Source organism: Microvirga sp. P4_A5 (assembly GCF_056402495.1).
Genome location: NZ_JBFUHH010000009.1, coordinates 40,607 through 65,533, shown reverse-complemented (window position 1 = coordinate 65,533; position 24,927 = coordinate 40,607). Strand labels below are relative to the sequence as shown.

The following is a 24,927-nucleotide window of genomic DNA, read 5'->3' as shown; positions in this document are numbered from 1 at the left end:
GATGATTTTCTGGCCTCTTTTCAAGAGGCCAATGGGATGGCCGCTTCCGGTTCCGCCGGATCCGGCACGAGGCCGCTATGGCCCCACGTTTTCAGGCTCTCCCAGGCGCGGCGGTCGAGCCTGAAATGTTCCGCCGGATAGAGGCCGCCCCGCTCAGGCAGCTCGACGAGGCCCGAGCCCTGATAGGAGAAACCGCATTTCTCGAGCACCCGCCGCGAGGCCGGATTGATGACGCGCACGGAAGCGGTGATCTCGCTGCATTCTCCATAGGCGAAGAACGCATCGATGAGCGCCCGCGCCGCCTCGGTCGCATGGCCCTGCCCCCAGGAAGGGGTGCCGAGCCAGAAGCCGAGATGCGGCGTGCCCCCATCCGGGCTCGGCCCGATGCCGACCACGCCGATGAGGCTGTTGGGCCTCCCCTTCGGCGTGATGGCGAGTTGCAGGCCTTGCCCGTCCGCGTTGGATTTGCGGGCCATGAACACGAACCGCTCGGCATCCTGCGGATCGTACGGGTGCGGAATTCGTGCCGTCATCTCGGCGACCGCTTTCTCACCGGCGAGACGCACGATGGCCTGTACGTCCGAAAGACGGGGCCAGCGCAGCCAGAGGCGGCGCGTTTCCAGCCGGAAAACATCGTCACGGGTGAGGTCGGGAAACATGGTCTTGCTCCGATCCGGTTGGGCTCTTTCTGAGCCCCGAAATGACGAAGGGGAGGTGGACATCCCACCTCCCCTGTCGTTTCGGATCCGAAGCGTGGCCTTATGGGGCCTTGTAGAAGCTTGATCCGCCGGGTCGGTGTGATGCCGGCGGGAGCTCCTTCGTTTTGCTCTCGCCGTTTATTCTGCGGCCTCTTGGGCCGGTACGACCGTTACAAAGGCTCGGCCTTGACGCGTCAGGAATCGGACTCGGCCATTGGCAGTCGCAAAGAGGGTATGGTCTTTGCCCATGCCGACATTCGCGCCCGCGTGCCACTTCGTGCCGCGCTGACGAATGATGATGTTGCCCGACACGACCGCTTGATCGCCGAACTTCTTGACGCCGAGACGACGGCCGGCCGAATCGCGGCCGTTGCGGGACGAGCCGCCTGCTTTTTTATGTGCCATGGGTGTACTCCCGTGTTGCTTTCAGGTGCCGTCGCTTATTTAAGCGCTGGCCGGCGCAGCGTCTTCCGCCGCGGCCTTGGTGGATTTCTTCTTCGCCGCAGCCTTCTTGGGCTTCTCGCCGGCGCCGAGGATATCGGTGATCCGAACCACGGTGTAATCCTGGCGATGCCCGCGCTTGCGGCGCGAATTCTGGCGGCGGCGCTTCTTGAAGGCGATGACCTTCGCGCCGCGGGTGTGTTCCACCACCTCGCCCATCACGGTCGCTCCCTCGACGAGGGGCGCACCGACCTGGGTGCCATTGTCGTTGGTGACCATTAAAACCTGGTCAAACGTGACAGCGGCGCCCGGCTCTCCTTCGAGCGTGGCAATGGTAATGACATCATCGGCGGCGACGCGATACTGCTTGCCGCCGGTCTTGATCACTGCGAACATCTGATCCTCGTGTTCTACCGGCTCTCCACGGTCTCCCGCAGGGCTGGCTTTTTGGCAGTTTCCGGCTTCATGAAACGGCAACCTCAAGGTCACCGCGCGAAAACGCGCGGACGGATGGGTCCACGCGTAGAAGCGTCTCTCTAGGGGAAACGATCTCGCGTTGTCAATAAAAAAGACCTCTCGGGCGCTTGAAGACCACCCGACCCCATGATATCCACGCCGCCTCAACCAGCCAGCCTTGGGCTTTCACGGAGAGGTGGCAGAGTGGTTGAATGCACCGCACTCGAAATGCGGCATACGGGCAACCGTATCGGGAGTTCGAATCTCCCCCTCTCCGCCACAACCTCAGATAGTTGAGACTAGTCCGTCTTCCACCGTAGATTGCGGGAAATTGTTAGGCTTTTCCGAGGGTTTGCCGGGATGGCTTTGGATGCCCCGCCCGACAGAGACGATTGGCGTGCCTTTCTCAGGTTTTTCTCAAGCCGCCGTCTCGGATCGCCATGTCGGTGGTACGGCCGTCTCTGGCCTGACTGGTAAGCAAGCGTCATTGCTTGAGGCTTCGTCGGCTTCGAATCAGTCACCAACAAAAATGGCCCGCTCGTCGCGGGCCTTTTTTCGTCGTTAATGATGCGCGATCGCTCAGGCGGCGATGCCCAGCTTGATCCGCTGCTCCTGCCAGTCGAGCGGCAGGCGCGTGTCTGCCATCAATCGGGCGGCGGTCAGCGCAGGCGGCTGTTCGCCACTCAGAATTCCGGCCAGAATTTCCGGCGCCAGGAAGGTCAGGCGGAGAAGCCGGGTGATATAGGAGGGCGTGAGCTTCTCCTGGACCGCGACCTCCCCGATGGTCAAGCCATCCTCAGTGAACAGGCGATCGCGGATCAGATGCGCCCGCGCCAGAATGCGCAGCAGCGCGGGATCCGGCTCCGACTTGCGGTGATCGCCAGCAATCACAAACCGCAATTCGTTGCCCGTCCGCTGCAGCGTGGCCGGGATGGACAGGATGAGGCGATCATCCGGGTTGGTCTGCTTCGTGCTGGAGGCCGGCGCCTCCCCTGTTCCGGAAGGCGCCGCGTCGCGATTATTCCTGAGCGCGTCGATCAGACGGCTGCGATCAAGCGCCAGATCGACACGGTCGGGATGAACGTCGATCCGGGCGACCGAAGCGGTCAGGAAGCGGCGCAGACCCTCCTCCCCGTGGTTCTGGAAATGGTGTCCGAGCATCGCTGCGGCGCGGGTCAGTGTTGGGTGTTGCAAGGCGTCATGGACGACACCGCTGAGCGCATCCATGATCTCGGCCGATGAGTTGAGAAAGCCGATCAATTTCGTTCGAACCAGACTTTCCAGTGCCGCGGCCGGGATCCGCCAGCCGGTTGTTGAGGACGCCGACGTCGCGTCCTTCCTGGAGCCGGCGACGATGAGCGATTGGGAGACGTAGTAGCGGTAGCGCGTTCCGCGCTTGACCGCGTGGCTCGGCGTCAGGCGTTCTCCCCCTGCATCGAAGATCAACCCGGCGAGGAGACTGGGTGCCGCCGCATGCTGACCGTGATCGCGGGTGATCCGATTGTCGGCAAGGATCGCCTGCACGTCGTTCCAGAGGTCCTCCTCGACGATCGCCGCATGCTCGCCCGGATAAGCCTCCCCCTTGTGCACGATCTCGCCGCGGTAGAGGCGGTTTGACAGCATCAGGTACAGCACACCCCGTGCGAGGGGTCTTGCACCATAAGCGCTGCCGTCGGCGGCTTTGCGCACCTTGCTGACGATCCCGGCCCCCTCGAGCTCCGCCTGCAGCAGCCGCACCGATTTGAGTTCGCGATAACGCTGGAAGACGGTGCGGACCGTTGCGGCCTCGGTCTCGTTGACGATGAGCTTGCGGTCCTTGACATCATAGCCAAGCGAAGGCTGTCCGCCCATCCACATGCTCTTGCGCTTCGAGGCCGCTATCTTGTCGCGGATGCGTTCGCCGGTGACCTCGCGCTCGAACTGGGCAACGGACAACAGGACATTGAGCGTTAGCCGACCCATGCTCGAGGTCGTATTGAACGCCTGCGTCACCGAGACGAAGGAGACGTGCTTTGCATCGAAGATCTCGACAATCTTGGCAAAGTCGGCAAGCGAGCGGGTCAACGATCGACCTTGTAGACCACCACGACGTCGATCTTGCCGTCGGCAATATCAGCCAGCAGCCGCTGCAGCGCCGGCCGCTGCATGGTCGCACCCGAGATGCCGCCGTCGTCATACATCGTCGGCAGCAGCGTCCAGCCTTCATGGCGCTGGGAGGCGATGTAGGCCTCACAGGCCTCGCGCTGGGCATCGAGCGAGTTGAACTCCTGCTCCAGTCCTTCTTCGCTCGATTTGCGCGTGTAGACGGCGCAGCGCAGTTTGGCGTCCCTTTCCCGCGTTAAAGCCGATGTTTGGCGCCCTGCATTTCCCGACCGCTTCATGGCCGTGCTCCTTGCTCTTGCGACGCCTCTGCAGCTTTCGCTGACGATGCCATGTCTGAGGTTCGCCGCTGGTTCGGCATGGGGCTTGTCAGGCCGAAGAAACGCGGACCGGACCAGTGCGCGCCGGTGATGTGGTGCGCGATCCGGGTCAGGGAYCGATAGGTCTGTCCGGCATACGCAAACCCCGCCTCGGTGACCGTGRCCACATGGGGTTTTCCATGCCATTCCCTGACCAGGCGGCTGCCGGGCTTGATGCTGACCGCGATCGGAGCGGTGATGTCGCCTTGCGATGCAAACTCCTGCTGCAAGGCGCGAAGCTTGCGCTGTGTCGTTTTCGTCAGACCGCCGAGGCTTTGTTCCTGCAGTCGACGATAGGCAAGGCCGCGGATCATCAGGTCGCGACTGATGGTGGGTTGTGATGCGCGGAACAACCGCCGCCATAACGCCCGCAATGTTGCCAGGCTCATCTGCGGCAGATCGGGCAGGGCCGCAGCGGATTCGTTGCCCATCGCGCCCGTCGGGGTCACCTGGCGTCCTTCGCCGCCGCTGGTTTCATTCGTCTCGAACATCCAGGTCCTTTCCGCACTGCGCCATGGTACTGGGACAAGCCCGGAGCATTGACCGGGCGGGATGAGACGACATGGTTCAGGACCATTGCTTGCTGCGGAGACGAAGTCCACCGACCTCGCCTCCGTCGCTCTACGTCGGTCAGGAGTTGATCAGTTCTCCCGATAACCCTGCGCCATAAAGCACCGGCGCATGATGTCGATCCCCAACCGCATGGCCTGATCGGGAGCATAAAGGTGGCCGTGCAAGGGATTGATGCGGTCCGCTTGGTTGACGTGCAGCATGGCGACGTCGCCTGACGCGAGCGTGGCGTTCGATGACCATGATCAAGCTCCCGCGCCGATGACTGGCGCCTTCGGGTTCGCGATCACCGCGGCAGGCAGTTCCGACCAAGGACTCGCGGTCACGCGATAGCGCGACGGCTCGCCGGCCGCCTGGATGCGCTCGAGCACCATCCCCGTCTTGCGGAGTCCCGAGAGGGCGGCCCGCGTCGTATGCGCCAGCCCGCCGGTGGCCTGCATGAGATCGGCCAGCGAGGCGCCCTGGTCCTGTAGCAGCAGTGATATGACCAGGGCGCGCTTCGAGCCCACCTTCAGGGTGGTGCGGATTTTTTTGCGGACATTCGAGTCGCAAGGGTCGCCGTCCGCTGGAAGGACGGCGTCGTCCAATACTGGCGTGCCGGGCGCGACCTCCGGCTCGATTCCGATCGCACATAACCGCGCCGGCGTGATGCGGTAACCATGTCGAACCATTTCGTCGTCCTCATGCCAGACCGGGTCATTTGTCGTGACGATGACCGGTTCGATCAAACCGGCCCTGGTCAGTTTCTCGAGCGCCTCGCGCCGGAGATATTTGGGCCGTACAAGGAGTCCGTCATCTCGCTGCGCGGCCGACGAGAGCAGTACGAACTGGGAATCGCTGAGTTTAAGGGTGGTTGCCATCGGAGGTGCCTTTTTGGGTGGTGGCGGCATCAGCGCCGCCACGCCGTCAACCCCGCCTTCACGATCGAGCGCGGCGGGGTGGTATCTCGGTCGCGGAATCCGCGTGCTCTTCCGTCCAGTCAGTTTTTCTTCAGCACTCCTGTTCGCCCTGTCGTGGCCAGATCGCCAGCCTGCCCTGTCCCCATGAATGCTTGCCGTGGATGGGAAGTCGAGCGTCTGCGGGCTCACAAAAATGCTTTGTCGGCGGCTGTTTTGTCCCGACATGACAATCTGCACCATTCGCTAAAAACCCGCCCGTGCCGACCGACACGGGCGGGGGGGGGTTGGTTGGCGTCGGGATCCCGTCATCGCGCAGCGCGGGGCGGGCGAACAATGCTTTGCGGTCTCCTGATGCTTTGCGGGCGCTCGGGAACCGTCGGCGAGCGCGCCGTCAGATATTTCAACGCCTGGCTCGTGGCATCGACCTGGTCGTCGTGGCGGCCCGCAGGAAACGCCAGAAGCTCGGACAGGTAGGCACCAAGCCACTCCGCCTCGCGCGGCAGATAGACCTGCCCGGCCTCGAACCGCGCTGCCTGCGCCAGCAGCCGCGCGGTCTTATCGAATTTCGAGCGTTGCAGGAGCGGGTAAAGGTCGCCGGTGCGCCGCAGATCCTGCGACATCGCCCGCCCGAGTTCGGTATCCTCGATCAGGTCGCGTCGGCCCGATAGTCGCGCGACAGCGCCAGGATCCGGCGCCTGAGGTCCGGGCTCTCGAGGCGATCCCGCACCACGTCAATCAGGTAGTATTCCTGGCCGACCGCACCCCAGACCATTCCGACCGACCAGTCCGACGCCTTCCCCAGCGTCGAGGCGGTGTCCCACGAGACGATTTTAAGATCAAAGGCAACGGGCAGGTGATCGTAGGTCTTGAGCCACTCGCGCCTGATCACGTTGCCCTCGGCGGGCAGCGGATTCTGCTGATATTGGGCCGAGAAGTTCAGGCTGCCGAGATTGCGTCGTGCTGCCTCGAGCCATTCCGCCGGTTCCCGTTCGGGATGCAGCACATCGCCGGCGCGCCGGTGGATCACGGCGTCCTTCGCCGAACCGACCCGGATGTGGCTATCGTCCGGGGCGATGGCCGGGATCGACAGAACCTCCCAGTCCTCTTTGTCCAGCACATGGCCGACGAGATCGTCCTGATGCAGCCGCTGCATGACGATCACGATGGCCCCGTTCACCTTGTCGCTGAGGCGCGAGTACAGCGTGCTGTCGTAGAACTCGGCGACGCGCCGTCGCTCCGCCTGCGACAGCGCCGCCGCCAGGCCCTTGATCGGATCGTCGATGACGATGAGGTCGGCACCCCGCCCGAGCACCGAGCCGCCAATCGAACCGGCGAAGCGATAGCCATGCCGGCTTGTCGTCAGCTCGGTCTCGCGCACGCTGGTTGCCTCGAAGCCGGGGAACAGCGCCTTGTACCAGGCGCTCCCGACGATCGTCCGGAAGTCGATCGCGTGCTTGCGCGCGAGATCGTTGGCATAGGAGATCGCCATGATGCGTTTGCGCGGATCATGGCCCATCAGCCAGGCGGTAAAACCGATGGTCACCGCGATCGATTTGCACGATCGCGGCGGCACGTTGATGATCAGGCGTTTGCACTCGCCATTGCGGACCCGCATCAGCTGATAGGCGATCGCGTGCATGTGCCAGTTGTCGCGGTATGGCGTACCGGGCTCGAGGGTGGCAAAGCACGTTTCGATAAAACCCGCCAGGTCCGTGCGCAGGATTGACTGCAGGAAGGCTGCCCGGTCACTCATCGCTTCCTCCGGTGTTGCCGGCTCGGTCAGGATGCTCCTGGCCCCCGCCCCGTCGCTGGAGGTAGCGTGCGATCACATCCTCATCATCCGGACTCATCTCTGCGTCTTCCACCAACGTTGTCTCCCGGGGCCCCTCCTGAGTCGCCACAAATCTGGTGAGTATGTTGAGCGCCCGGATGTTGCCCGCGAGCGYCATCTGGAGAAGTTTCTGGAGGAGGGCTTCGCTTGCCGGGATGAGCTTCGCCGGCCGTCGACCATGACGGGGATCGGTTGTGCGAGAACGCACTGCAGCGCGTTCTCCTGCGAGGTGTCTTTCTTCGGACGTCTCTTGGGATTGCCGCTGCGGCCCGCCTGGAACCGCGTATGGGAGGGCGGCTTGCCGTAGCCGACCTCATAGCCAGGTTGATCGCTCCTGCCTCTTTTACGCGACATGATCGGCCTCCCATGCGCCAGAGGCTGCCTCGGAGACGGCGCTGTTGCGCGACCTCCATCTCGGCAAAACTCAGGCCCATCTGGGCATGAATAGCCGACTTTCCAGTCAGCTTCTCCCAGCGCCTGATCGTCACGTCGACATAGGCCGGATCGAGTGCGACGAGATAACCCCGCCGCTTGGTCTTCTCCGCCGCGATCAGGGTCGTGCCGCTGCCGCCAAAGGCATCGAGGATGATGCCGCGCGGTTTCGAGCAATCCTTGATCGCATCCATTACCATGGCGCAGGGTTTGACCGTCCGATGAGCCGAGAGCTCTTCCATCCGCCCGGAGCGGAAGGTGTTCACCCCGGCATAGACCCAGGAATTGGTCCGATACCGCCCATGCTTGCCCAGTTCGACATTGTTGATGTGCGGTGCCTTGCCTTTCTTCCACAATACGATCAGCTCGTGCGCGGACCGGTAGAGCGAGCCCATGCCGCCATTGGTCTTGGTCCAGCAGATGATGTTCTTCAATTCGTCGAAGATCGGTGTTCCGGCGTTGAGGAGCAGGTTGAGACCGCGCCAGTCCATGCAGGCATAGATCAGCGCGCCGTCGGCCATGACCGCATGGATGCGGGTCAGGACTTCGCCCAGGAACGCGCCGAACTGGGCGTCCGTCATTTCGCCCGAGGCCATGGCGAATTCGCGATGCTGGACCCGACCAAGGCCGCAGACATGGTTGGCGATGGGCACGTTGTAAGGCGGATCGGTGAAGGTCATCTGGGCTTGCTCCTCGCCAAGCAGCGGCCGATAGACCTCGACCGAGCGGGCGTCGCCGCAGATGATGCGATGGTCGCCCGGACACCAAAGATCGCCAAGCCGGGATACCGATGGAATGCTCCGGTCGACCACGGGGATTTCGTCGAGCGGGCTCGGCTTGTCCGGCGCCGGCGTTGCCTCATTGAGGATAAAATCGATCTGCGGAGTGTCGAAGCCGGTGATCTCCGGCAGCTCGATCTCAATCTCCGACAACTAGGCGAACTCGATCTTGAGGATCTCCTCGTCCCAGCCGGCAAGTGTCGCCAGTGGTTGTCGGCAATGCGGTAGGTGCGCAGATCGGCCTCGTTCATGTGATCGAGACAGATCGTCGGCACCTCCGCCATCCCGAGCTCTTTGGACGCGGCTAACCGGCCGTGGCCCGCCACCACCTCGCCTTCCCCGTCGATCAGGACGGGCGAGTTGAAGCCGAACTTTTGCACGCTCGCAGCGATCTTGTGGATCTGTTTGGCCGAATGGGTGCGCGCATTGCGGGCCGAGGCCTTGAGTGACGCCGTCGGGCGGTAGGCGACCTTGAGCTCGAGCGATGCAGGACACGAGGTCATGGTCGCAACCGATGACAATGCATCGGGAGCGGTTGTGACAGGACGGGTGCGTAAGCGGATGACAGGCGTGGACATAGCGCAGGCTTCCTCAATTTGAGGAGACCCCTCTCACAGGTAGCAGAAATCGTAGCCCGCGAAGTCGGAGACGACGCCTGTTAAGGAAGATCTGCCACCCGTTGAAAGTGAATGCCTGCCGGAGATAAGGTCCCGGTTAAAGACAACACCGAGGTAGATACGTCTCGTCGCACAGTCAAGTGCAGATCCAAATTATCTAGAGATTTTTCGAAAAGGTCTGTTCGGTTGAAACACCGCTCCTGCTTCTTATTTTGCCCACTCGTCGATTCAGCAAGCGGATGATGTCTTTGTCTTTGAATTACTTCCGCTTCACCTTGCCTAATGCAAGGTTGCCTGACACTCCCGTGTCTCCGGTACGTCAGGACTGCAAAAAATCCAACTCCCATAAATCCCAGCAGGCCGACTGCAGCCTTCGCTAATCTTCCGTTCCTGAAGACGACGATGCAGTGAAAGCTCTCACTGCGAGCAGGACAACCGAAGGGACGTCTTCTATGGTTGGCAATGGACGGCAGCAATTTAGCGAGTTCGGGCGCCTAGGGCGAACTGAAGCGCACCCGCCCTCCAGTGGTGACTCGCGTTCGACATGCCCCAACACATGTATGAGAGCCAAAGATATCTAAATCAAAAAGGAAATGGGCATCGATTTCGCTGAGAATATCAATACGCCCTTCAGCATTCTTCCTGACATTGGACACCACCCCCACTTGCAAAGGCCGAAGCAAGCCAATGGGGAAAATTGCGCCTCATTTCGATGATCCCAGCGTGCCCTTTCTCTGGGGTCTATCGCAACGCTCCGCTATCATGTGTACGTCCCTGGCTGCGGTTGCGAAACCGAAGAAAGATTTCCAAGAATGGCTTCGAACGCCGCGGGCGAGATTTACTTACAGTGCCGCCACCCCGGAGTTTTCTTTAGGGATGAGCAACCTCCAGTCTGCTCGGCAGACTGACGATCAACGAGACGTTCATCGCAGCCACAATCAAGGCCTTAAAGATGCAAACCAAGAACGGATGTGTTCCGGTGCATTTTGCGATCGTCCGAACATTGCGCGTCATGATAACCTCCTGTTCCGATCTGCTGACGACAAAAGCAATTTTATGGCGTTTGCCAAGTCACAGAATTCCTGACGCTGGGCCGCGACCTTACGCAAAGGAGAAACAATCGCGCGAGCGCCGTGTTCGCGGAACCTCGCCCTAGGAGGAATTTGCCAGGCAGGCGATCATGAGCTTGCATCGGTACTGAAGGCTGCGACCGTTGGAGGCTCAAATATGGATCTCTGCCTATAGATGAGATCGCTCCATTCTTCCGCTGAGAGGAACGGTGAATGCCGGTCCTTAGGCCTTTAGGGGATCGGCCGAACAGTTTAAGATCGTCCGTGTTACCATGACTTGCCCGCTTGGCCCGAGACCTCCAAGCGGAGCATTTAAGGAACTGTGCGATGGCTTTGAGAGGTTATTCGCCGGATTGGGACCGTTGAAGCACAGCCTTGTCAGATAGTGGGGACAGGAGTACGCAAATGAAGATTCTGATGGTGCTGACCTCGCATGATCAGCTTGGCAACACCGGCAAGCCGACTGGGTTCTGGCTTGAGGAATTCGCCGCGCCCTACTTTGTCTTTAAGGAGGCCGGCGCCGAAATTACGGTTGCCTCGCCCAAGGGGGGCCAGCCGCCGATCGACCCCAAGAGCGATGAGCCGGGCAACCAGACCGAGGCCATGGAGCGGCTCAAGAACGATCCGGCAGCGCAGGAGGTCCTCGCAAACACCGTCAAGCTGAGTGACGTCAGGGCCAACGACTACGACACTGTATTCTATCCGGGCGGACACGGCCCGATGTGGGACCTCGCCGACGATCCGATTTCGATCGCCCTAATCGAGGCGATCTATAACGCCGGCAAGCCCGTTGCTGCCGTATGCCACGCCCCCGCCGTCCTGCACCGCGTGACCCATGAAGGCCAATCGATCGTCAAAGGTAAACGCGTCACTGGTTTCACCAACTCCGAGGAGGAGGCCGTCCAGCTCACCGATGTCGTGCCGTTCCTCGTCGAGGACGAGCTGAAGCGGCTCGGGGGACGCTATGAGAAGGGCGGCGACTGGAAAAGCTTTGTCACTGTCGACGGTCGCCTGATCACCGGCCAGAATCCCGCCTCGTCGACCGCGGCCGCCCAGGAGCTCCTCAAGGTCCTCCGCTGACGCGGAACTCCCCGTGCTCGAGCTCCCGCGGGCCACCGGGGCCGCTCATCGGCCGATTAGAGCCGGCTGAGGGAGAGAACTGACAAGGTCGCGACGTGTATGTCGTCAGGTCTAGTACAGATCAATGCAAATCTCCCAAGGCAGGTGAGTTTATATCACATGCTGAACTGCTAAATGGAGGTGGGTCCATTCTGAGGGTGATGGGTATGGAGCATGCCGACGACATCCTGATGGTTGATGACGACCGAGTGATCCGTGAACTTGTTTCCGGCGACCTGACAAAGAATGGCCTGCACGTGACTGTCGATGCCGACGGACGGCAAATGCGGTCATTTCTCGAAGCTGACCGGGTCGACCTGATCGCCCTTGATGTGATGGTACCGATGATCATGGGCTTGTGCTCTGCCGGGAGCTCTGAGCGGACAAGCACAAGTCAACGCCGATCCTGATGCTGACCGCCGAGCGATGAGACAGACAGGATCATCGGCTCGAGATGGGAGCCGACGACTAACTGGCCCAACCCATCGCCGCACGCCAGAAGCTTGGACAGGTAGGCGCAAAGCCACTCCTCCTTGCGCGGCAAATAGACATAGCCGGCCTCGACCGGGCTGCCGGCGGCAACAATCGCGTCGTCTTGTTCTGGCACATCTAGCCAATAAGCCGCTCTACTTTTGCCGAATTGATGCGACCGAAAGTGGCTCGGTGCGACCTCGGATGGTATGGAAGCCAAGATCCTCGGCAGTGAAATCGTCGGGCAGGTTACCAATGCAAGCGAGAAGATCAGCCGATACGAGTACGGTAACGCCCAGTGCCTTGGAAAGGGCCTCAAGCCGCGCGGTTGTGTTCACGACATCGCCGAAGTATGCGATTTTGTGTCGCTCAAACCCGACCTCCGCTGTCACGACCGTGCCGCAATGTAGGACTGCCCGAAATTCGGGTACTTGTCCAAAGCGAGCCTCCCACGTGGCGGCGCTATCGGCAATCGTCGCCGCGAAGTCAAAGACGCACCGCAAGCATGCCGCACTGCGAGCTCCGCGTTTAATGGTCCATGTAACCAGTGCCATGTCGCCGATGTAGTCATCGATGGAGCCGCGCGAGCGGCGTACAGGCAACGCCAATGCGTTGAAGATTTGTCCGAGATAAGTCTGAGCGGCTAGGTCGCCGTACTGGTCTGCAAAGCGCGTCGACCCGGAGACGTCGAGGAAGAGGAAGATGCGTTCCTCTTTGATAGGGCGATGGTAGCGGCCAATCAGAGTGTTGGCGAATACAACGGGACCTACCAAATCGCGCACACGAAACACGAAGACGATTAACGTCGAGACGCCGAGCGAATAAATTAAGCCGGACTGTGACATCATCATCGCGTTACGAGCGCTGCTCATATATCCAAAGGCGTGATACAGTACTGTGCCGGCGGCAGCGTTCCCAATTACGACCATGGCCGTGTAAGTTATGAGAGTGAAAATCGCGTAAATGGGGGTAGCCGACCCCCGGAGGCGGTTGCGCCAGAGAGGAAGTAAGAAACTTTGCTCATATAGGAGAATCGGCGCACCGATGAAGGCTCCTCGAATGGCCGAAGCCGTCAAGATGTCCGCGTCGAAGATCAACGAATAAAGCATACCGGCCAATGCCCCGAGTGCGGCTGCGACAAGCCACGAGCAGAGGCCCTCGAATACAAACGGTCTCTCGGTCTCGATCATGCAGCTGCTCTAACTTGCTTGGGTACGACAGACCCGACCATATCAGTCTCGAGGGCATCGGCGGTGCACGTTGTGGTATCGGTTGACATTGGCTGTCCCAGTCCTTGGAAACGCGACCCGAGCTTGATTGAGCTGATGCTACACCGGGTGGCACGAATCGTGCCTAACATCTGCTTGCAAAATTCCAAATTTTTGGCGACGACCGAAACGGTCGGCGTCGAGATGGGAGTCGATGACGGCGCAAAGACTCGCAACGAAAGTCGACTTTCAGCTAAAGCGATTCTAAGGACAGAGCGACCGAGACGACTGGAAACGAATCGAGCTATGCTATTCAGCCGAGTGGTGGCGGATCGAGGTAGATCGGCTTTCCTCCAGAGAGGCTTCGCTTAACCTCTTTGGTGAAATCATCAGCGAGCACCTCTTCCTTGTCAGCCTCAAGACCGATTAATGCCGCTTCCGCAGCCTGCTGCGGACTGATCTTCTTCATGTCAAATCCATGGGTCATGTCGGTATCCATGAAGCTCACATGCAGGCCGAGCACTGCAGTCTTCTGGTCGCGGAGCTCTATGCGCAAGGCGTTTGTGAAGCTCCAAACCGCGGACTTCGACGCCGAATATGCGGCAAGCATAGGCCGAGCATACCAGGTCGCGTCGGACAACACATTGATGATCGCTCCGCCGCCATTCCTGGCAAGGATCGGCGCGAATGCCTGGCTGACGGCAATGGTTCCGAAATAGTTTGTCTCGAGTATCTCCCGCGCTCCCTCGATCATTCTAGGATCAAGGGTGCTGCTGGTCAGGCGGGCAATGCCAGCGTTGTTGATTAGCAAGGTCGTATCGCCGCATTGGTTCGCGGCTTCGGCTATTGAGGAGTGATCGGTTACATCCAGTCCGACTTGTATCATGCCCAGCCTGGTCTCATCAGTGGGTTTGCGCACACCGGCATAGATCTTCCTTGCGCCGCGTTGGAGGGCTTGCTCGGCGAAGGCCAAACCCAGCCCACGATTTGCACCCGTTATGAACAGTACGGAGTCTTGGATGATCATATTCGTCCTCTCTGGCGTGCTAGCTCAAATCGGCCCAAAGCCGTTGAAAGTCCGCATAGGTTGGAAGTAGTTCTCATCTTCTTGTCCATTACCAGCGGCCCGCCTATGGGTTGATCAATTACCGTTGGCTTCGACTATAGCTTTAGCGAAGGCTTGCGGAGCTTCCTGCGGCAAATTGTGACCAATGCCGCCGTCGATCGTACGGTGCTCATATTTGCCGGAGAATTTCCTAGCGTAGGCGCTCGGATGCGGATGTGGCGCGCCGTTGGCATCACCCTCAAGCGTGATGGTTGGCACGGTGATGACGGGAAACTCGGCAAGCCGCTGTTCGAGATCGTCATACTTCTGCTCGCCTTCAGCCAAGCCGAGCCTCCAGCGATAGTTGTGTATCACGATCGCGACATGATCCGGATTGTCGAAGGCCACAGCGCTACGGTCGAAGGTCGCGTCGGCGAAGGTCCATCTAGGCGATGCGAGCTGCCAGATGAGTTTCGCGAAATCGCGCGTGTAATTCTCGTAGCCCGAATGGCCGCGATCGGTTGTGAAATAGTACTGGTACCACCATTGCTGCTCCGCCTTCGGCGGCAGCGGCATCCTGTTCGCCTCCTGGCTACCGATGAGGTAACCGCTTACCGAAACCAGAGCATTACAGCGCTCCGGCCACAGCGCCGCGATAATGCAGGCTGTTCGAGCGCCCCAGTCACACCCGCCGATGGTTGCCTTGTCGATTTTGAGAGCGTCCATGAAGGCGATAATGTCGAGCGCGATCGCAGCCTGCTGGCCGTTTCGTACCGCAGTTGAAAGGAAGCGCGTCGTGCCATAGCCGCGCAAATACGGGACGATCACGCGGWATCCCTTCGACGCAAGCAGCGGCGCGACATCAACATAGGTGTGGATGTCGTATGGCCAACCGTGCAGCAGGATGACCGGGGGGCCGCCGGCAGGTCCCATATCGGCATAGCCGACGCTCAACACGCCGGCATCGATCTGCTCCAAAGTTCCGAAGGAGGCCCCGGTCTCTTGAGCCGTCTGTTGCGCTTGTGCCGGGCCAATCAAACCGAGCTGAGTGGTAGCGACAGCCATCGCGGCTGCCCCAAAGAACCAACGGCGATCTTGATCGACCACATCCGGTATATTGAGCGAATTCATTTGGGAACCTCGGTCGTTGGGCGGCGATCAGCCGAACGTGAATGCAAAAGCCTCGACGCCCGAGTCGAGGAACTCGATCTCAAACCGGCGATCGACGATGGGTTTCGGTTGGCGGATCAGTTGGTACAGGCGCTGCTCGGTCACTACGCCTTCGCCGTTCTCGTCAATGTCAATTCCGTGAGCTGCGCCTGGCGGCTTTCCGTCGATCAGCACCCGAAATCTCGCGGATGTTCCCGTCCCTGTCGGCCCCATGACGAGATGAAGATCGCGGGCATGAAAACGATACGCGATGCGACCATTGGGCTTGTTCAGTTTGGCGGTTTCCTTACTCACCGTCCAACTGCCAGACAGCCCCCACTCGTTCAGGCCCAATCGAGAAGGCACTTCGTAGATGCGCGGCTCGTCCAAGACCGGTTTCCCCCCAGCCGCAAAGGTCTGGGTGCGATCGTACCCGAGGTAATTTTCGGGAGATCTGAGGCTGTCCCAGTCGGCCGCCACTTCGATGCCGCGGGCATCTACCGACACTGGCCTACTGTCGAATCCGCCGGCTCCAGCCTCGGCAAGCAATTCCTGGATGATCTTTTCCGATTGTTCGTACGACCCTTCGCCAAAATGATGATGCCGAACATGTCCTTGTGAATCGATGAAGTAGAGCGCCGGCCAATACTGGTTGTTAAAGGCACGCCATATAAGATGGCCGTTGTCTACCGCGATCGGAAAATCGACCGTCAAATCCTTCGCGGCGCGACGTACGTTGTTCAGGTCTTTCTCAAACGAGAATTCCGGTGAATGCACTCCGATCACCACCAGACCTTGATCGCGGTACTTCTTCTCCAACGCTCGCACGTAGGGCAGCGTGCGCAGCCAGTTGATGCAGGTATAGGTCCAGAAGTCGATAAGGACAACCTTGCCGCGCAAAGCCGATGCCGTCAGAGGCGGTGAATTAATCCACTCGTCCGCACTCTCGATAGAAGCAAGCTTGGATTGACCCACAACAGCGGTCGCGGAAAGCCCACGAAGGAGCGGAAGCTCTGTCTGTTTGGAGGTAATGGGCCGCGTCATATTCGTATCTCCTAGAAAACCTGCAGCCGAAGCCCCGATTGCCGTCGCGAGTACTGCGGCTACCAACAGACTTTTCGCTTTCATCATGACGCCTCTGGGTCTGATTGAAATTCGCGCGCGGACAGGAGTGGACACAACCCGCGCGCCCAACTTGTCAAAGCGGCAGCGGTTTGCCGACCCGCTCCGCCACCATGTACTCCGCGTACCAGTAGGCCCAGTTTTCGTCGCGCTGGTTGCCGTTGCGCTTCTCGTGCTCGCCGTGGGCTACCGAAGCGCGCGACATTGCGGCCGCAAGCTCCGCTACCGAAGTATAGTCCGTGTTATTGGAATCGACCCGGCCAGGGAGCCGGGCGGTGACCTCCTGCAGCAGCCACTCGTTGCCGTCTGGATCTTTGAAGGTTGCGTAAGAGGAATAGCTCTGCCGCTCCGGATGCCTGCCGCTGACCACTGGTTTGCCCGGACCGTCGCGGTGGAACACTTCGCTCACCTCTACGCCGTGGCCAATGAGTTCGGCGCGCGCGGCGTCAATGTCCGAGACGACGAGGAAAAGACCGCTTGCCGAGCCGGGCGCGGCCGGCGTAATGCCGGTGCCGAAATGGATTGAGGCCGGCGAGCCCGGAGGGGTGAATTGCATCGCCCGGAACATGTCGCCGACGACGAAGTCGCCGTCGAGCCTCCAGCCCAGGCCTTCGTAAAACTGCTTGGAGCGTGCTACGTCCGAAACTGGGATAACTACGACCTCGAGCTTCATGTCGAGCGTCCGCGTTCCGGCAGTTTCGATCGGCTTTTGGCCATGCGTCAGGGTCGTGCTGCTCATTTCGAACTCCTTAGGTCTTAACCTGTTGAGAGTTGAACGCGTCCGAGCTGGGCAAGGTACGCGCTTCAGAAATCTTATCGGAGCGGTCGGAACGCCGCACGCAACTCGGCAGAAAACTGTTCCGGCTGTTCCCAGGCGGCGAAATGACCGCCTTTGTCGACCTCATGAAAGTAAATTAGGTTTGGATAGGCGCGCCGGGCCCACGTCTCTGGGGCCCGATAAGTTTCCTCCGGAAAGACCGTGATGGCCACCGGCAGCGCAATCTCGAGGGTCCGCTCCACGGCCGCGAAAACAACGCTGCGTCCACCGTACTCCCAGTACAGCCGCCCAGCTGAGGTCGCGCTATTGCTCAGCCAGTACTGAGTAATGTCGTCTAGCACCTCGTCCGGGGACTTTTCGGGATCGCTGTTGTCGTACGTCCAGCGTGAGAAGCCCGGATGTCCGAGCATCCACGCCGCGAGGCCTGTGGGAGAGTCATTGATGGCGTAGCCGATCGTCTGCGGCCGGGTGCCCATCATTGTAGCGTAAGATCTGTTTCCCATCTTGGCTGCAGCGCTAAGCGCGTCAAACGCTGCTCGTTCCTTATCCGTGAGTCCCGTTGGCGCYGGCCCGCCGGCGGCGAGCACCGCGGCAATCTCGGGCGGCACCGCCGCCGGCAAGTTAATATGAATGCCGAGCAGACCTTTCGGCGCCTGGCGCGCCATCGCGCCGGAGACTGGGGAGCCCCAGTCGCCACCCTGTGCGACGTAGCTTGTGTAACCAAGGCGTTTCATCAGCTCCGCCCAGGTTTGCGCGATGCGATCGGGCCCCCAACCCGTCTCTGTCGGTTTGCCGGAGAACCCATATCCCGGCATCGAAGGCAGAACGAGATCAAACGCGTCCTCCGCTCGTCCACCATAAGCTGTGGGATCCGTCAGGGGGCCGACGGTCTTGAGCAGTTCGAACACCGACCCGGGCCAGCCATGCGTCATGATTAGCGGCAAAGCATTGGGATGCTCCGAGCGGACGTGTATGAAGTGAATATCCACGCCGTCGATCGTCGTCAGGAATTGAGGGAGGGCGTTGAGTTTGGCCTCGGCCTTCCGCCAGTCGTAGCCGGTGCCCCAGTATTCGACGAGTGGTTTGAGTTTCGCCAGCTGTATACCCTGCGACTGGTCATCGACCGTCTCGCGATCCGGCCACCGTGTTTGCGCGATGCGCTGGCGAAGGTCCTCGAGCGCCGCTTGCGGCACCTGAGCTTTGAAGGGCCGGATCGAGCGGTCTTCGGCAGCATTGCCGTTGGCCACGAAGAAAACGATGCAAAGCCCGTATGCCAGCATGGTCGCCAACTTGCGAAGTTTCATGGCTTAATCTCCTTGCCCGGCGAATGAAAGGTGACCGTTTGCTTGGTGAAGACGTTACCCTCGGCGTCCACCACCTCGATCAGGACCTTGTGCTCACCGCGCGGCATGCCCACCAGGATGATGGTGTCGCTCTGACCGTAATCCGCCCACGCCCAGGGCAGGTCGTCGACGGTGAGGTGCAGGTGACCGACCCGCGGAGACACGTTGCGCGCTGCCGGCCCGCCGACAGGCAGAATTCGCAAGTTCTCCACCCGGTACGGGATGAACGCCACGCCCCCGGCCAGCGGACCCGGAAGCGGCGGCTCCACGATCAGCTTGGGCGCGGGCTCATTGTCTATGGGCACTACTGCGCTTTGGGCGAATGAACCCGTGGCGAACACGGTGCAAGCCGCGAGTGCCGTGAGCGTCTGGATGAGGGGTTCATTGCATTCTCTCCTGTTGGAGATGCGCTACCGGTTAATCCCTAGGCGCAGGGTGACGCGCACGTTCGGCGCGCCATGACGGCTCTAAACTTCACGCCTTCCGCAAGGTCTTGAAAGATGCACGGACATCGTCAGTGAAGTACCTCGGTTGTTCCCATGCCGCGAAGTGGCAGCCCTTGGGCGGGCGGCTGTAATGGAGAAGCTTCGGGAACGCGCGTTCGGTCCAACTCTTCGGCGCCGTGTAGATTTCGCTGGGATTCGCGCTGACAGCGACCGGAATGGTGATGCCTTTGGCGTCGAAGAACCCGGCCTTCGCCGTTTGCCGGTGTTCCCAGTAGAGACGTGCCGACGAGATGGCCGTGTTAGTCAGCCAATAGAGCGTGATGTTGTCGAGGACGTCGTCGCGGGTAAGGCCCTCCGGCTCTCCATCGATGGAGCGGGCGATCAGTGCATAACTGTCCGCGTCGTGATCGAGAATCCAAGACGCCAGGCCCGCAGGTGAATCGACGAGCCCGTAGAGTGTCTGCGGGCGAAGCGCCATCTCGTTGGCGTAGCCCAGGCCGAACTTGTAGAAGAAGGCGACTTGCTCGTAGGCTCGCTTTTCATCGGGCCCTAGATCCGCGGGAGGGGGATTTCCGGCGGCAAGCGCCTTCACAATCTCGGGCGGAATGGTCGCTGGCATATTGGTGTGGATGGCGATTAGCTCGGGAAGCGCCATCAAAGCCATCTGTTCGGTGATGAGAGCCCCCCAGTCGCCGCCCTGCGCGACGTACCGGTCGTAGCCGAGGCGCTTCATCAACACGTTCCACGCCTTCGCGATGCGGATCGGATCCCAACCGGGCTCAGTCGGCTTGCCGGAAAACCCGTAGCCCGGCATCGACGGGATCACCACGTCGAATGCATCGGCTTCGGTTCCGTCATGTGCCGTGGGATTGGTAAGCGGATCGATGACTTTCAGCAGCTCGATGACTGACCCGGGCCAACCGTGCGTGATGATGACCGGCAACGCACCCTGATGCTTGGCTTTCACGTGGATGAAGTGGATGTCGAGACCGTCGATCTCGGTGATGAAATGCGGCAGCGACTTCAGATGCGCCTCGCACTTGTTCCAATCGTATTTGGTTCCCCAGTACTGGATGAGTTTCTGCATCGTGGCGAGTTGCACCCCTTGCGTGTCGCCTGCCGACAACGTCGCCGAGGTCCGCCTGGAAGCCGCTTCGGACACCAACTCGCTCTCGGGCCAGCGCGTGGCGGCGATGCGCCGGCGAAGCTCGTCGATCTCCTCCTGCCGGAAGCTGACGGTGAAGGGGCGGATTGAGCTTGCTTCGCCCGCGGCCGCGGCCGCGGGCGAAGACGAAGTGAAGTTAAACGCGGCTGCGCCTGCCGAAGTGGCAATCAATGCGGTAGCGGATGTGGCAAGAAAGTCGCGCCGATTTGGCACCGGTGATTCCACGGACATGATCAGTCTCCATCGTTAGGCAATGCCGTAGGAGTGGTTGGCTACTTTGTTGTGCTCTCACTCYGGTGCGTGCTCAATCGGACGTAGGTTGTTCGTGACCGTTCGTTCGTTTATGGCAGGTCATACCTAGGTTTGTGGGAGCTTACAGGCTAGACCGTCCTTGGGTCGAACCGATGCGCTTCAACGATCGGGCTCTGCAGGGTGCTGGGCCTCATCGCGCCTAACGATCGGCGACGCGATAGTCGTTCTTACCGGCGTTGATTTTCAAGGCAAGGTCGAGGCATCGAGACAGCGTGTCGCCGTCAAATGGCTTGCTCAAAATGCAGATGGCGCCTCGAACCAACGTTTGAGCGTGCGCCTTCTCATCGGGAAAGGCTGTAATGAAAATGACGGGCGTGTGATGTCCACGCGTGCGCAAGATATCGTGCAACTCTATTCCACTTATCTCCGGCATCTGGATATCTGAAATCAGACACGAGGTTTCAGCTAGGTGTTTCGAATGCAAGAACGCGCGTGCTGATGGGAAAGCGTGGACGACAAACCCAAGCGACCGTACAAGACTCGTAGTCCCGCTTCGAATGGATTCGTCATCGTCGACGATCGAAATAACGGGGGTGTCTGGCAAGAGATTGGTCCATCAATGCGCAGCGACAATGGTACTATTCGGCTGCGGCGGAAAGTCATACATAGATATGAGGCTATGAGGACGTTTCCCGGCCGATATCGAGTGCTTCGGCCATTTTGACTAGGTCTGCGAGCGATTGCGCATGCATCTTCTTCATCGCGTGGCCGCGATGAATCTTAACCGTAATCTCGCTGAGGCCGAGGTGAGCCGCGATCTGTTTGTTCATTAGTCCGGTAGCGACGAACGCCATCACCTCCTGTTCGCGCGACGACAGGCTGTCGAACAGACCCTGCAAGTAGAACCGTGCCCGTTCGGCATCAAGCCTGGCCCGGTCGCGGGTTATCGCGGCGGTGACGGCATCCAACATATCCTGGTCGCGAAACGGCTTGGTGATGAAGTCGACGGCGCCCGCTTTCATAGCCCGTACGGACATGGGGATATCTCCGTATGCAGTGATGAAAATGATGGGAATATGGACATTGGCTTTGGTCAACTCGGCATGTAGCTCGAAGCCGCTCAACCCGGGTAAGCGAACATCGAGAACCAGGCAGCTCGGAATCGGAGGCAGCTTGCTTTGCATGAGCTCGTTCGCCGAACGGAATAGTTCAGCGCGCAAACCGACCGAGCGGAATAACAGGCCGAGCGATTCGCGGATTCCGACGTCGTCATCTATCACATAGACAGCAGGCTCAACCTCCGTCGTCGGCTGCAAACTGTTCGGTGCGACTTTGGTCGCAGACGGATTCTCGTCATGGGGAGACATGGCGGATTGCGCTAAAATGAAATACGGAACCCTGGGGCGTGTTCGGGGCCGCCCACAATCGCCCATCGTGGGCTTCGACGATCGATCTGCAGATCGACAGGCCCATCCCCATGCCGTCCGGCTTTGTCGTGAAGAGCGGGTTGAATATTCGATCCACGTCTTGCGACAAAATTCCTGTTCCAGTGTCCGCAATCGAAACTGTTAAGTGGCCATCGTCATGGAACTTGGACTTCACGGATAGCACCCGCGCCCCGCCGACCGCAGCCATGGAATCGATGGCGTTCGTGATCAGGTTTACAAGCAACTGCTGTAGCTGGGTTCGATCGCCTGTTACCCGCGGCAGGCGTTCATCCAGCTCGGCTTCGAGCATTATCCGGTGTTTCGTCAGACCCTCTCGCACCAGTGCGAGTGTTTCCTCGATAAGGCTATTGAGATCGAGTGGAGCTCGCTTGCGGTCTTCTTTCTTGAAGATCGTTCTAATGGCGTCGATCACCGCTGCCGCGCGATGACCACCGGCGATAATCTGCTGGAATGACTCCTTTGCTCCCACCAGATCGGGAATCGAGCGATTGAGAAAGCGCAGGCCGGCATCGGCGCTCGTTATCATCCCAGATAGAGGTTGTTTGACTTCATGCGCAACCGTGGCTGCGACTGCGTCGCCTGTTACCAGTCGCGCCTCGCGCTCGTGACGCTGGCCACGGACCGCTCCGAGAAGCCGCGTATAAAGGGTCGTTATCTCGTGAAGCAGAACCATAAGAACGAGTCCGCTGGACACCACTCCTAAGATGCGGACGGTATACCAGCCAAGGCTGAAGCGAGCCGGATTGGGGTAATAGCTTAAAGGCATCTCAATCGTGAATAAGAGCATCACGACCATCAACCAAAGGTCGAGCATTGAGTGCTGCCGGATCCAGAGCACGACCATCGCGGCGATACTTAGCAACGCGACGGGCGCGCCCACATAGGGCCACACCGGGCTAAGACGCGTGGAATCCAGGGTCACGGGTAGCAATATCGCTTCGCCCGCTATAAAAAAAAATGACGCTAACAAGACCACAGCTGCGGTCAGGGCGACACTGAGGGTAATCTCCGCCCGCACGGTACCCTGCCAAAATCGTTTGCTGGGGTTCGAGCCCTTTGAGAGGGCATAGCCTATGACGAATAGGGGAAAGCCAGCGTGCTGGAAAAAATAGATCCATGACGTACTCTGCATGCCGCCCACCAGGCCGCCCTGTGGCGTGAACAGACCTGGAAACGCGAGGACAAACGGGATCAGCATGAGCGCTGTAAAGAGATATCCGCTAGCAATCAGGAGCGTGGCACGTGAGCGCAAGATGGAGAACTGAGTGTACAGAAGGATTGCGGTGATCGAATCGTTCACGAACATCGCTGTCGCATAGGCCGGGACGAAGGCGTCGATCCGGCTTAGATGGATCCTCGAGAGCGGACCAACAGAGATCAACACGTAGACGGCCAGCAGGCCAAGCACAAAAGCAAGTGCGAGCTGCTTCTGCGCCCGACTTGGCGGCAAGCTCGAGAGGACGAAAAAATCGTCCTCTGGGACCGTTACGGCTGTTCTCTCCATAGAATGCTCATCGCAGCTACTGCAGCGCTCGACACTAAAGTCATGACGCTTGGAGTGTTGTAACGCTATTTTGCCTGAACTCGCTGTCACTCTACCACTCAGGCCGCCCGGCAACAACGAACCAGGAACGCTGCGTCGGGTGGGATCCGTACGAAGCCGATCCGCGGGTTAGTCTCCGGTCGTAATCCACCGTTCTCAAACTGATCGAGGGGGACCCCGCTACGGGACGAGGAGGCCCTCCGAGCCGTCAGCAATGTACTTTGGCCCCTGATCTTCATGATAATGGGTTTCTCGACCTTTACTACTTGTGAGCCACGCGAATAAATGAGGATCTTTAACCCCTCCCACCCACGCATTCTTGACCGCGGGCGCGTTGCGTATTGCCCGGCTTCTCAAGCCAGCCCTGACCCGGATCTTCCTCTGGTCGGGCTGTTATTTGCCTGGAGCATGCGTGACTGATGACGCTTGGGAGGCGGTCGGAAGGCAAGCCCCAGAGACCCTTTTCATTTTAGAGCGCGATGGGCTCGCTCGCCACTTCTCGATGAAGCCAGTGAACCGTTGCGATTGGGCACGAGACTGCGGCACTACACTTTGACTCTGCCACATTAGCGGGCAGAACGTCGCGGAGGAGGTGGCGGGGCGGCGGCGATGTCGCACGGCCGCACAATGTCTGTAATGGAATTCGCCGCTTGTCAGAGCTCGTACCGCTCACTCTCAGAGCCTGCGACGAAAGACGAGACTCAGCCGATCGGGGAAATCGTAGCCCGCCGGCAAGTCCTGTCGCTCGCATCGCTCGAAGCCTACACGCAGGTAAAATGCATGAGACCGCGTCGCCACTGATGGTGTATCGAGAAAAATGTCCTTGTATCCCCGGTCAAGGGCAGTCTGCAGAAGCAGTTCGAATAGACGCCGCGCAGGTCCGTTAGGCCCTCGATGCTCAGCAGCCACAAAAAACTTTTTTAAGGCGGCGCGCTCGCCGTATGGGAGCAGCCCGATGCTGCCAACCAACCTTCCCTCGTATTCTGCTATCCAGAATCTCCCCTCGCCGTATGACGCAGAGACATCCTGGAGGTCTGGTTGTTCGGCTACTGAAAGGTTGAGCTCAGCCTCACCATTTTGAATCGAAAGGATTAGAGCGGCGACCTCGTCATTACGGCCCCCGTTGTATCGGCTGATTTTGTTCGTCAAGAGTCTGGCTCCTTTAGCTATAAATTGTATGCGCGGCACGCTATAACCACAACAGGGCCTGCAGAGTTAGGGAGATTCCAGGGGCGAGCGGTCTTTAACACGTCGGAATTGCCTTCCAATATCCCCCCGCCAGCGCGAGGCGGCGTCCAGTCTGATCGGAACCCGGCCGACGCAGACTGCGCGTCGCGCATGTCTGAGACTTGCACAAACCCCGTAGACCCTGGAGTAACCCTACCTTCTTGAGCAGATGCTGCGGATGCGGTCACGAGGGCGACGACTCCAAGAGTGCGCAATCAGTGCGAACCTCATCAGCTTCTATCCATAGCCTCCTATTGGGGTCGGGGCTGGATTGGTGTGCTCCCGACGGTTCGGAGTGGCAAATAAGATTGCACGAGCTGACGCAAGACGTTGTCAGCATTCGCAAGACGCTTGTTAAG

Annotated in this window: 23 protein-coding genes, 1 tRNA gene and 3 pseudogenes; 3 read left to right on the top strand and 24 right to left on the bottom strand. The window is 59.9% G+C overall.

Annotated elements, in window-relative coordinates:
• Nucleotides 1-20: 20 nt before the first annotated feature.
• The 3 genes from AC1DVM_RS05095 to rplU form a co-directional block, all read right to left on the bottom strand.
• Complete coding sequence (locus tag AC1DVM_RS05095; RefSeq protein ID WP_477252564.1) at nucleotides 21-659, bottom strand: GNAT family N-acetyltransferase; 639 nt, start codon at nucleotides 657-659, stop codon at nucleotides 21-23.
• 177 nt (nucleotides 660-836) lie between these two features.
• On the bottom strand, nucleotides 837-1,103 hold the full coding sequence (rpmA, locus tag AC1DVM_RS05090) for a 50S ribosomal protein L27 (protein WP_150942210.1): 267 nt from the start codon (nucleotides 1,101-1,103) through the stop codon (nucleotides 837-839).
• 39 nt (nucleotides 1,104-1,142) lie between these two features.
• Nucleotides 1,143-1,535: a 50S ribosomal protein L21 gene (rplU, locus tag AC1DVM_RS05085; RefSeq protein WP_477252562.1), complete on the bottom strand. Its 393-nt coding sequence runs from the start codon at nucleotides 1,533-1,535 to the stop codon at nucleotides 1,143-1,145.
• Nucleotides 1,536-1,785: 250 nt separating this feature from the next.
• Here rplU and AC1DVM_RS05080 point away from each other — a divergent pair.
• Nucleotides 1,786-1,875: transfer RNA gene (locus AC1DVM_RS05080), tRNA-Ser, on the top strand.
• A 299-nt stretch (nucleotides 1,876-2,174) separates the two neighbouring features.
• On the opposite strand, the gene AC1DVM_RS05075 is transcribed toward AC1DVM_RS05080, so the two are convergent.
• The 9 genes and pseudogenes from AC1DVM_RS05075 to AC1DVM_RS05035 form a co-directional block, all read right to left on the bottom strand.
• Entirely contained in the window at nucleotides 2,175-3,446 is a 1,272-nt protein-coding gene (locus AC1DVM_RS05075) for a recombinase family protein (protein WP_477252593.1), read from the bottom strand.
• 69 nt (nucleotides 3,447-3,515) lie between these two features.
• Nucleotides 3,516-3,976: pseudogene (locus tag AC1DVM_RS05070) on the bottom strand (recombinase family protein); the annotation flags it as partial.
• Entirely contained in the window at nucleotides 3,973-4,545 is a 573-nt protein-coding gene (locus tag AC1DVM_RS05065) for a DUF2924 domain-containing protein (protein WP_477252561.1), read from the bottom strand. The pseudogene AC1DVM_RS05070 and the gene AC1DVM_RS05065, both read right to left, overlap by 4 nt.
• Nucleotides 4,546-4,695: 150 nt before the next feature.
• Nucleotides 4,696-4,827 (bottom strand): hypothetical protein, encoded by a 132-nt coding sequence (locus tag AC1DVM_RS05060; protein WP_477252560.1) that lies wholly within the window; start codon nucleotides 4,825-4,827, stop codon nucleotides 4,696-4,698.
• Between the two features lie 42 nt (nucleotides 4,828-4,869).
• Entirely contained in the window at nucleotides 4,870-5,763 is an 894-nt protein-coding gene (locus AC1DVM_RS05055; protein WP_477252559.1) for a DUF3489 domain-containing protein, read from the bottom strand.
• Between the two features lie 65 nt (nucleotides 5,764-5,828).
• Complete coding sequence (gene terL / locus AC1DVM_RS05050) at nucleotides 5,829-6,170, bottom strand: phage terminase large subunit (protein ID WP_477252592.1); 342 nt, start codon at nucleotides 6,168-6,170, stop codon at nucleotides 5,829-5,831.
• Nucleotides 6,170-7,162 (bottom strand): terminase large subunit domain-containing protein, encoded by a 993-nt coding sequence (locus AC1DVM_RS05045; protein ID WP_477252558.1) that lies wholly within the window; start codon nucleotides 7,160-7,162, stop codon nucleotides 6,170-6,172. The genes terL and AC1DVM_RS05045 overlap by 1 nt, the downstream gene beginning before the upstream one ends.
• A gap of 197 nt (nucleotides 7,163-7,359) precedes the next feature.
• Nucleotides 7,360-8,718, bottom strand: coding sequence for a DNA-methyltransferase (locus AC1DVM_RS05040; protein ID WP_477252556.1), 1,359 nt, complete (start codon nucleotides 8,716-8,718; stop codon nucleotides 7,360-7,362).
• A gap of 128 nt (nucleotides 8,719-8,846) precedes the next feature.
• Nucleotides 8,847-9,068 (bottom strand): annotated as a pseudogene (locus AC1DVM_RS05035) (ParB/Srx family N-terminal domain-containing protein); the annotation flags it as partial.
• A 1,589-nt stretch (nucleotides 9,069-10,657) separates the two neighbouring features.
• On the opposite strand from AC1DVM_RS05035, the gene AC1DVM_RS05030 reads away from it, so the two are divergent.
• Together AC1DVM_RS05030 and AC1DVM_RS05025 are read left to right on the top strand one after the other, a co-directional pair.
• Nucleotides 10,658-11,332 (top strand): type 1 glutamine amidotransferase domain-containing protein, encoded by a 675-nt coding sequence (locus AC1DVM_RS05030; RefSeq protein ID WP_477252554.1) that lies wholly within the window; start codon nucleotides 10,658-10,660, stop codon nucleotides 11,330-11,332.
• 206 nt (nucleotides 11,333-11,538) lie between these two features.
• Nucleotides 11,539-11,840, top strand: a pseudogene (locus AC1DVM_RS05025) (response regulator); the annotation flags it as partial.
• A 157-nt stretch (nucleotides 11,841-11,997) separates the two neighbouring features.
• Here AC1DVM_RS05025 and AC1DVM_RS05020 read toward each other — a convergent pair.
• The 12 genes from AC1DVM_RS05020 to AC1DVM_RS04965 all read right to left on the bottom strand — a co-directional run bounded on the left by AC1DVM_RS05020 (nucleotide 11,998) and on the right by AC1DVM_RS04965 (nucleotide 24,490).
• Nucleotides 11,998-13,032 (bottom strand): adenylate/guanylate cyclase domain-containing protein, encoded by a 1,035-nt coding sequence (locus tag AC1DVM_RS05020; RefSeq protein WP_477252552.1) that lies wholly within the window; start codon nucleotides 13,030-13,032, stop codon nucleotides 11,998-12,000.
• Between the two features lie 331 nt (nucleotides 13,033-13,363).
• A complete protein-coding gene (locus AC1DVM_RS05015) occupies nucleotides 13,364-14,077 on the bottom strand; it encodes an SDR family oxidoreductase (RefSeq protein ID WP_477252550.1) in 714 nt (237 codons plus the stop codon).
• A gap of 114 nt (nucleotides 14,078-14,191) precedes the next feature.
• Nucleotides 14,192-15,226 (bottom strand): alpha/beta fold hydrolase, encoded by a 1,035-nt coding sequence (locus tag AC1DVM_RS05010; protein ID WP_477252548.1) that lies wholly within the window; start codon nucleotides 15,224-15,226, stop codon nucleotides 14,192-14,194.
• Between the two features lie 27 nt (nucleotides 15,227-15,253).
• Nucleotides 15,254-16,375, bottom strand: a complete 1,122-nt coding sequence (locus AC1DVM_RS05005; RefSeq protein ID WP_477252546.1) for a thioredoxin family protein — start codon at nucleotides 16,373-16,375, stop codon at nucleotides 15,254-15,256.
• A 67-nt stretch (nucleotides 16,376-16,442) separates the two neighbouring features.
• Entirely contained in the window at nucleotides 16,443-17,105 is a 663-nt protein-coding gene (locus AC1DVM_RS05000; protein ID WP_477252544.1) for a VOC family protein, read from the bottom strand.
• Between the two features lie 74 nt (nucleotides 17,106-17,179).
• The gene (locus AC1DVM_RS04995) at nucleotides 17,180-18,424 is read right to left on the bottom strand and encodes an epoxide hydrolase family protein (protein WP_477252590.1); all 1,245 of its coding nucleotides are present in this window, start codon (nucleotides 18,422-18,424) and stop codon (nucleotides 17,180-17,182) included.
• A gap of 20 nt (nucleotides 18,425-18,444) precedes the next feature.
• Nucleotides 18,445-18,792, bottom strand: a complete 348-nt coding sequence (locus AC1DVM_RS04990; protein WP_477252542.1) for a DUF6130 family protein — start codon at nucleotides 18,790-18,792, stop codon at nucleotides 18,445-18,447.
• 169 nt (nucleotides 18,793-18,961) lie between these two features.
• Entirely contained in the window at nucleotides 18,962-20,329 is a 1,368-nt protein-coding gene (locus AC1DVM_RS04985; protein WP_477252541.1) for an epoxide hydrolase family protein, read from the bottom strand.
• Between the two features lie 220 nt (nucleotides 20,330-20,549).
• Nucleotides 20,550-20,954, bottom strand: coding sequence for a response regulator transcription factor (locus AC1DVM_RS04980; RefSeq protein WP_477252539.1), 405 nt, complete (start codon nucleotides 20,952-20,954; stop codon nucleotides 20,550-20,552).
• A 73-nt stretch (nucleotides 20,955-21,027) separates the two neighbouring features.
• Complete coding sequence (locus AC1DVM_RS04975; RefSeq protein ID WP_477252537.1) at nucleotides 21,028-21,717, bottom strand: response regulator transcription factor; 690 nt, start codon at nucleotides 21,715-21,717, stop codon at nucleotides 21,028-21,030.
• Nucleotides 21,704-23,302, bottom strand: coding sequence for a sensor histidine kinase (locus AC1DVM_RS04970; RefSeq protein WP_477252535.1), 1,599 nt, complete (start codon nucleotides 23,300-23,302; stop codon nucleotides 21,704-21,706). Before AC1DVM_RS04970 ends, AC1DVM_RS04975 begins: the two co-directional genes overlap by 14 nt.
• A gap of 714 nt (nucleotides 23,303-24,016) precedes the next feature.
• Nucleotides 24,017-24,490, bottom strand: coding sequence for a GNAT family N-acetyltransferase (locus AC1DVM_RS04965; RefSeq protein ID WP_477252534.1), 474 nt, complete (start codon nucleotides 24,488-24,490; stop codon nucleotides 24,017-24,019).
• Nucleotides 24,491-24,927: the final 437 nt, after the last annotated feature.

Coding starts and splice junctions, on each gene's coding strand:
- AC1DVM_RS05055 (WP_477252559.1), bottom strand. CDS start 5,763: ATGGTGCAGATTGTCATGTCGGGACAAAACAGCCGCCGACAAAGCATT.
- rpmA (WP_150942210.1), bottom strand. CDS start 1,103: ATGGCACATAAAAAAGCAGGCGGCTCGTCCCGCAACGGCCGCGATTCG.
- AC1DVM_RS04970 (WP_477252535.1), bottom strand. CDS start 23,302: ATGGAGAGAACAGCCGTAACGGTCCCAGAGGACGATTTTTTCGTCCTC.
- AC1DVM_RS05020 (WP_477252552.1), bottom strand. CDS start 13,032: ATGATCGAGACCGAGAGACCGTTTGTATTCGAGGGCCTCTGCTCGTGG.
- AC1DVM_RS05005 (WP_477252546.1), bottom strand. CDS start 16,375: ATGATGAAAGCGAAAAGTCTGTTGGTAGCCGCAGTACTCGCGACGGCA.
- AC1DVM_RS05045 (WP_477252558.1), bottom strand. CDS start 7,162: ATGCACGCGATCGCCTATCAGCTGATGCGGGTCCGCAATGGCGAGTGC.
- AC1DVM_RS05000 (WP_477252544.1), bottom strand. CDS start 17,105: ATGAGCAGCACGACCCTGACGCATGGCCAAAAGCCGATCGAAACTGCC.
- AC1DVM_RS04975 (WP_477252537.1), bottom strand. CDS start 21,717: ATGTCTCCCCATGACGAGAATCCGTCTGCGACCAAAGTCGCACCGAAC.
- AC1DVM_RS05075 (WP_477252593.1), bottom strand. CDS start 3,446: ATGGGCGGACAGCCTTCGCTTGGCTATGATGTCAAGGACCGCAAGCTC.
- rplU (WP_477252562.1), bottom strand. CDS start 1,535: ATGTTCGCAGTGATCAAGACCGGCGGCAAGCAGTATCGCGTCGCCGCC.
- AC1DVM_RS04985 (WP_477252541.1), bottom strand. CDS start 20,329: ATGTCCGTGGAATCACCGGTGCCAAATCGGCGCGACTTTCTTGCCACA.
- AC1DVM_RS05060 (WP_477252560.1), bottom strand. CDS start 4,827: ATGCTGCACGTCAACCAAGCGGACCGCATCAATCCCTTGCACGGCCAC.
- AC1DVM_RS05095 (WP_477252564.1), bottom strand. CDS start 659: ATGTTTCCCGACCTCACCCGTGACGATGTTTTCCGGCTGGAAACGCGC.
- AC1DVM_RS05015 (WP_477252550.1), bottom strand. CDS start 14,077: ATGATCATCCAAGACTCCGTACTGTTCATAACGGGTGCAAATCGTGGG.
- AC1DVM_RS05030 (WP_477252554.1), top strand. CDS start 10,658: ATGAAGATTCTGATGGTGCTGACCTCGCATGATCAGCTTGGCAACACC.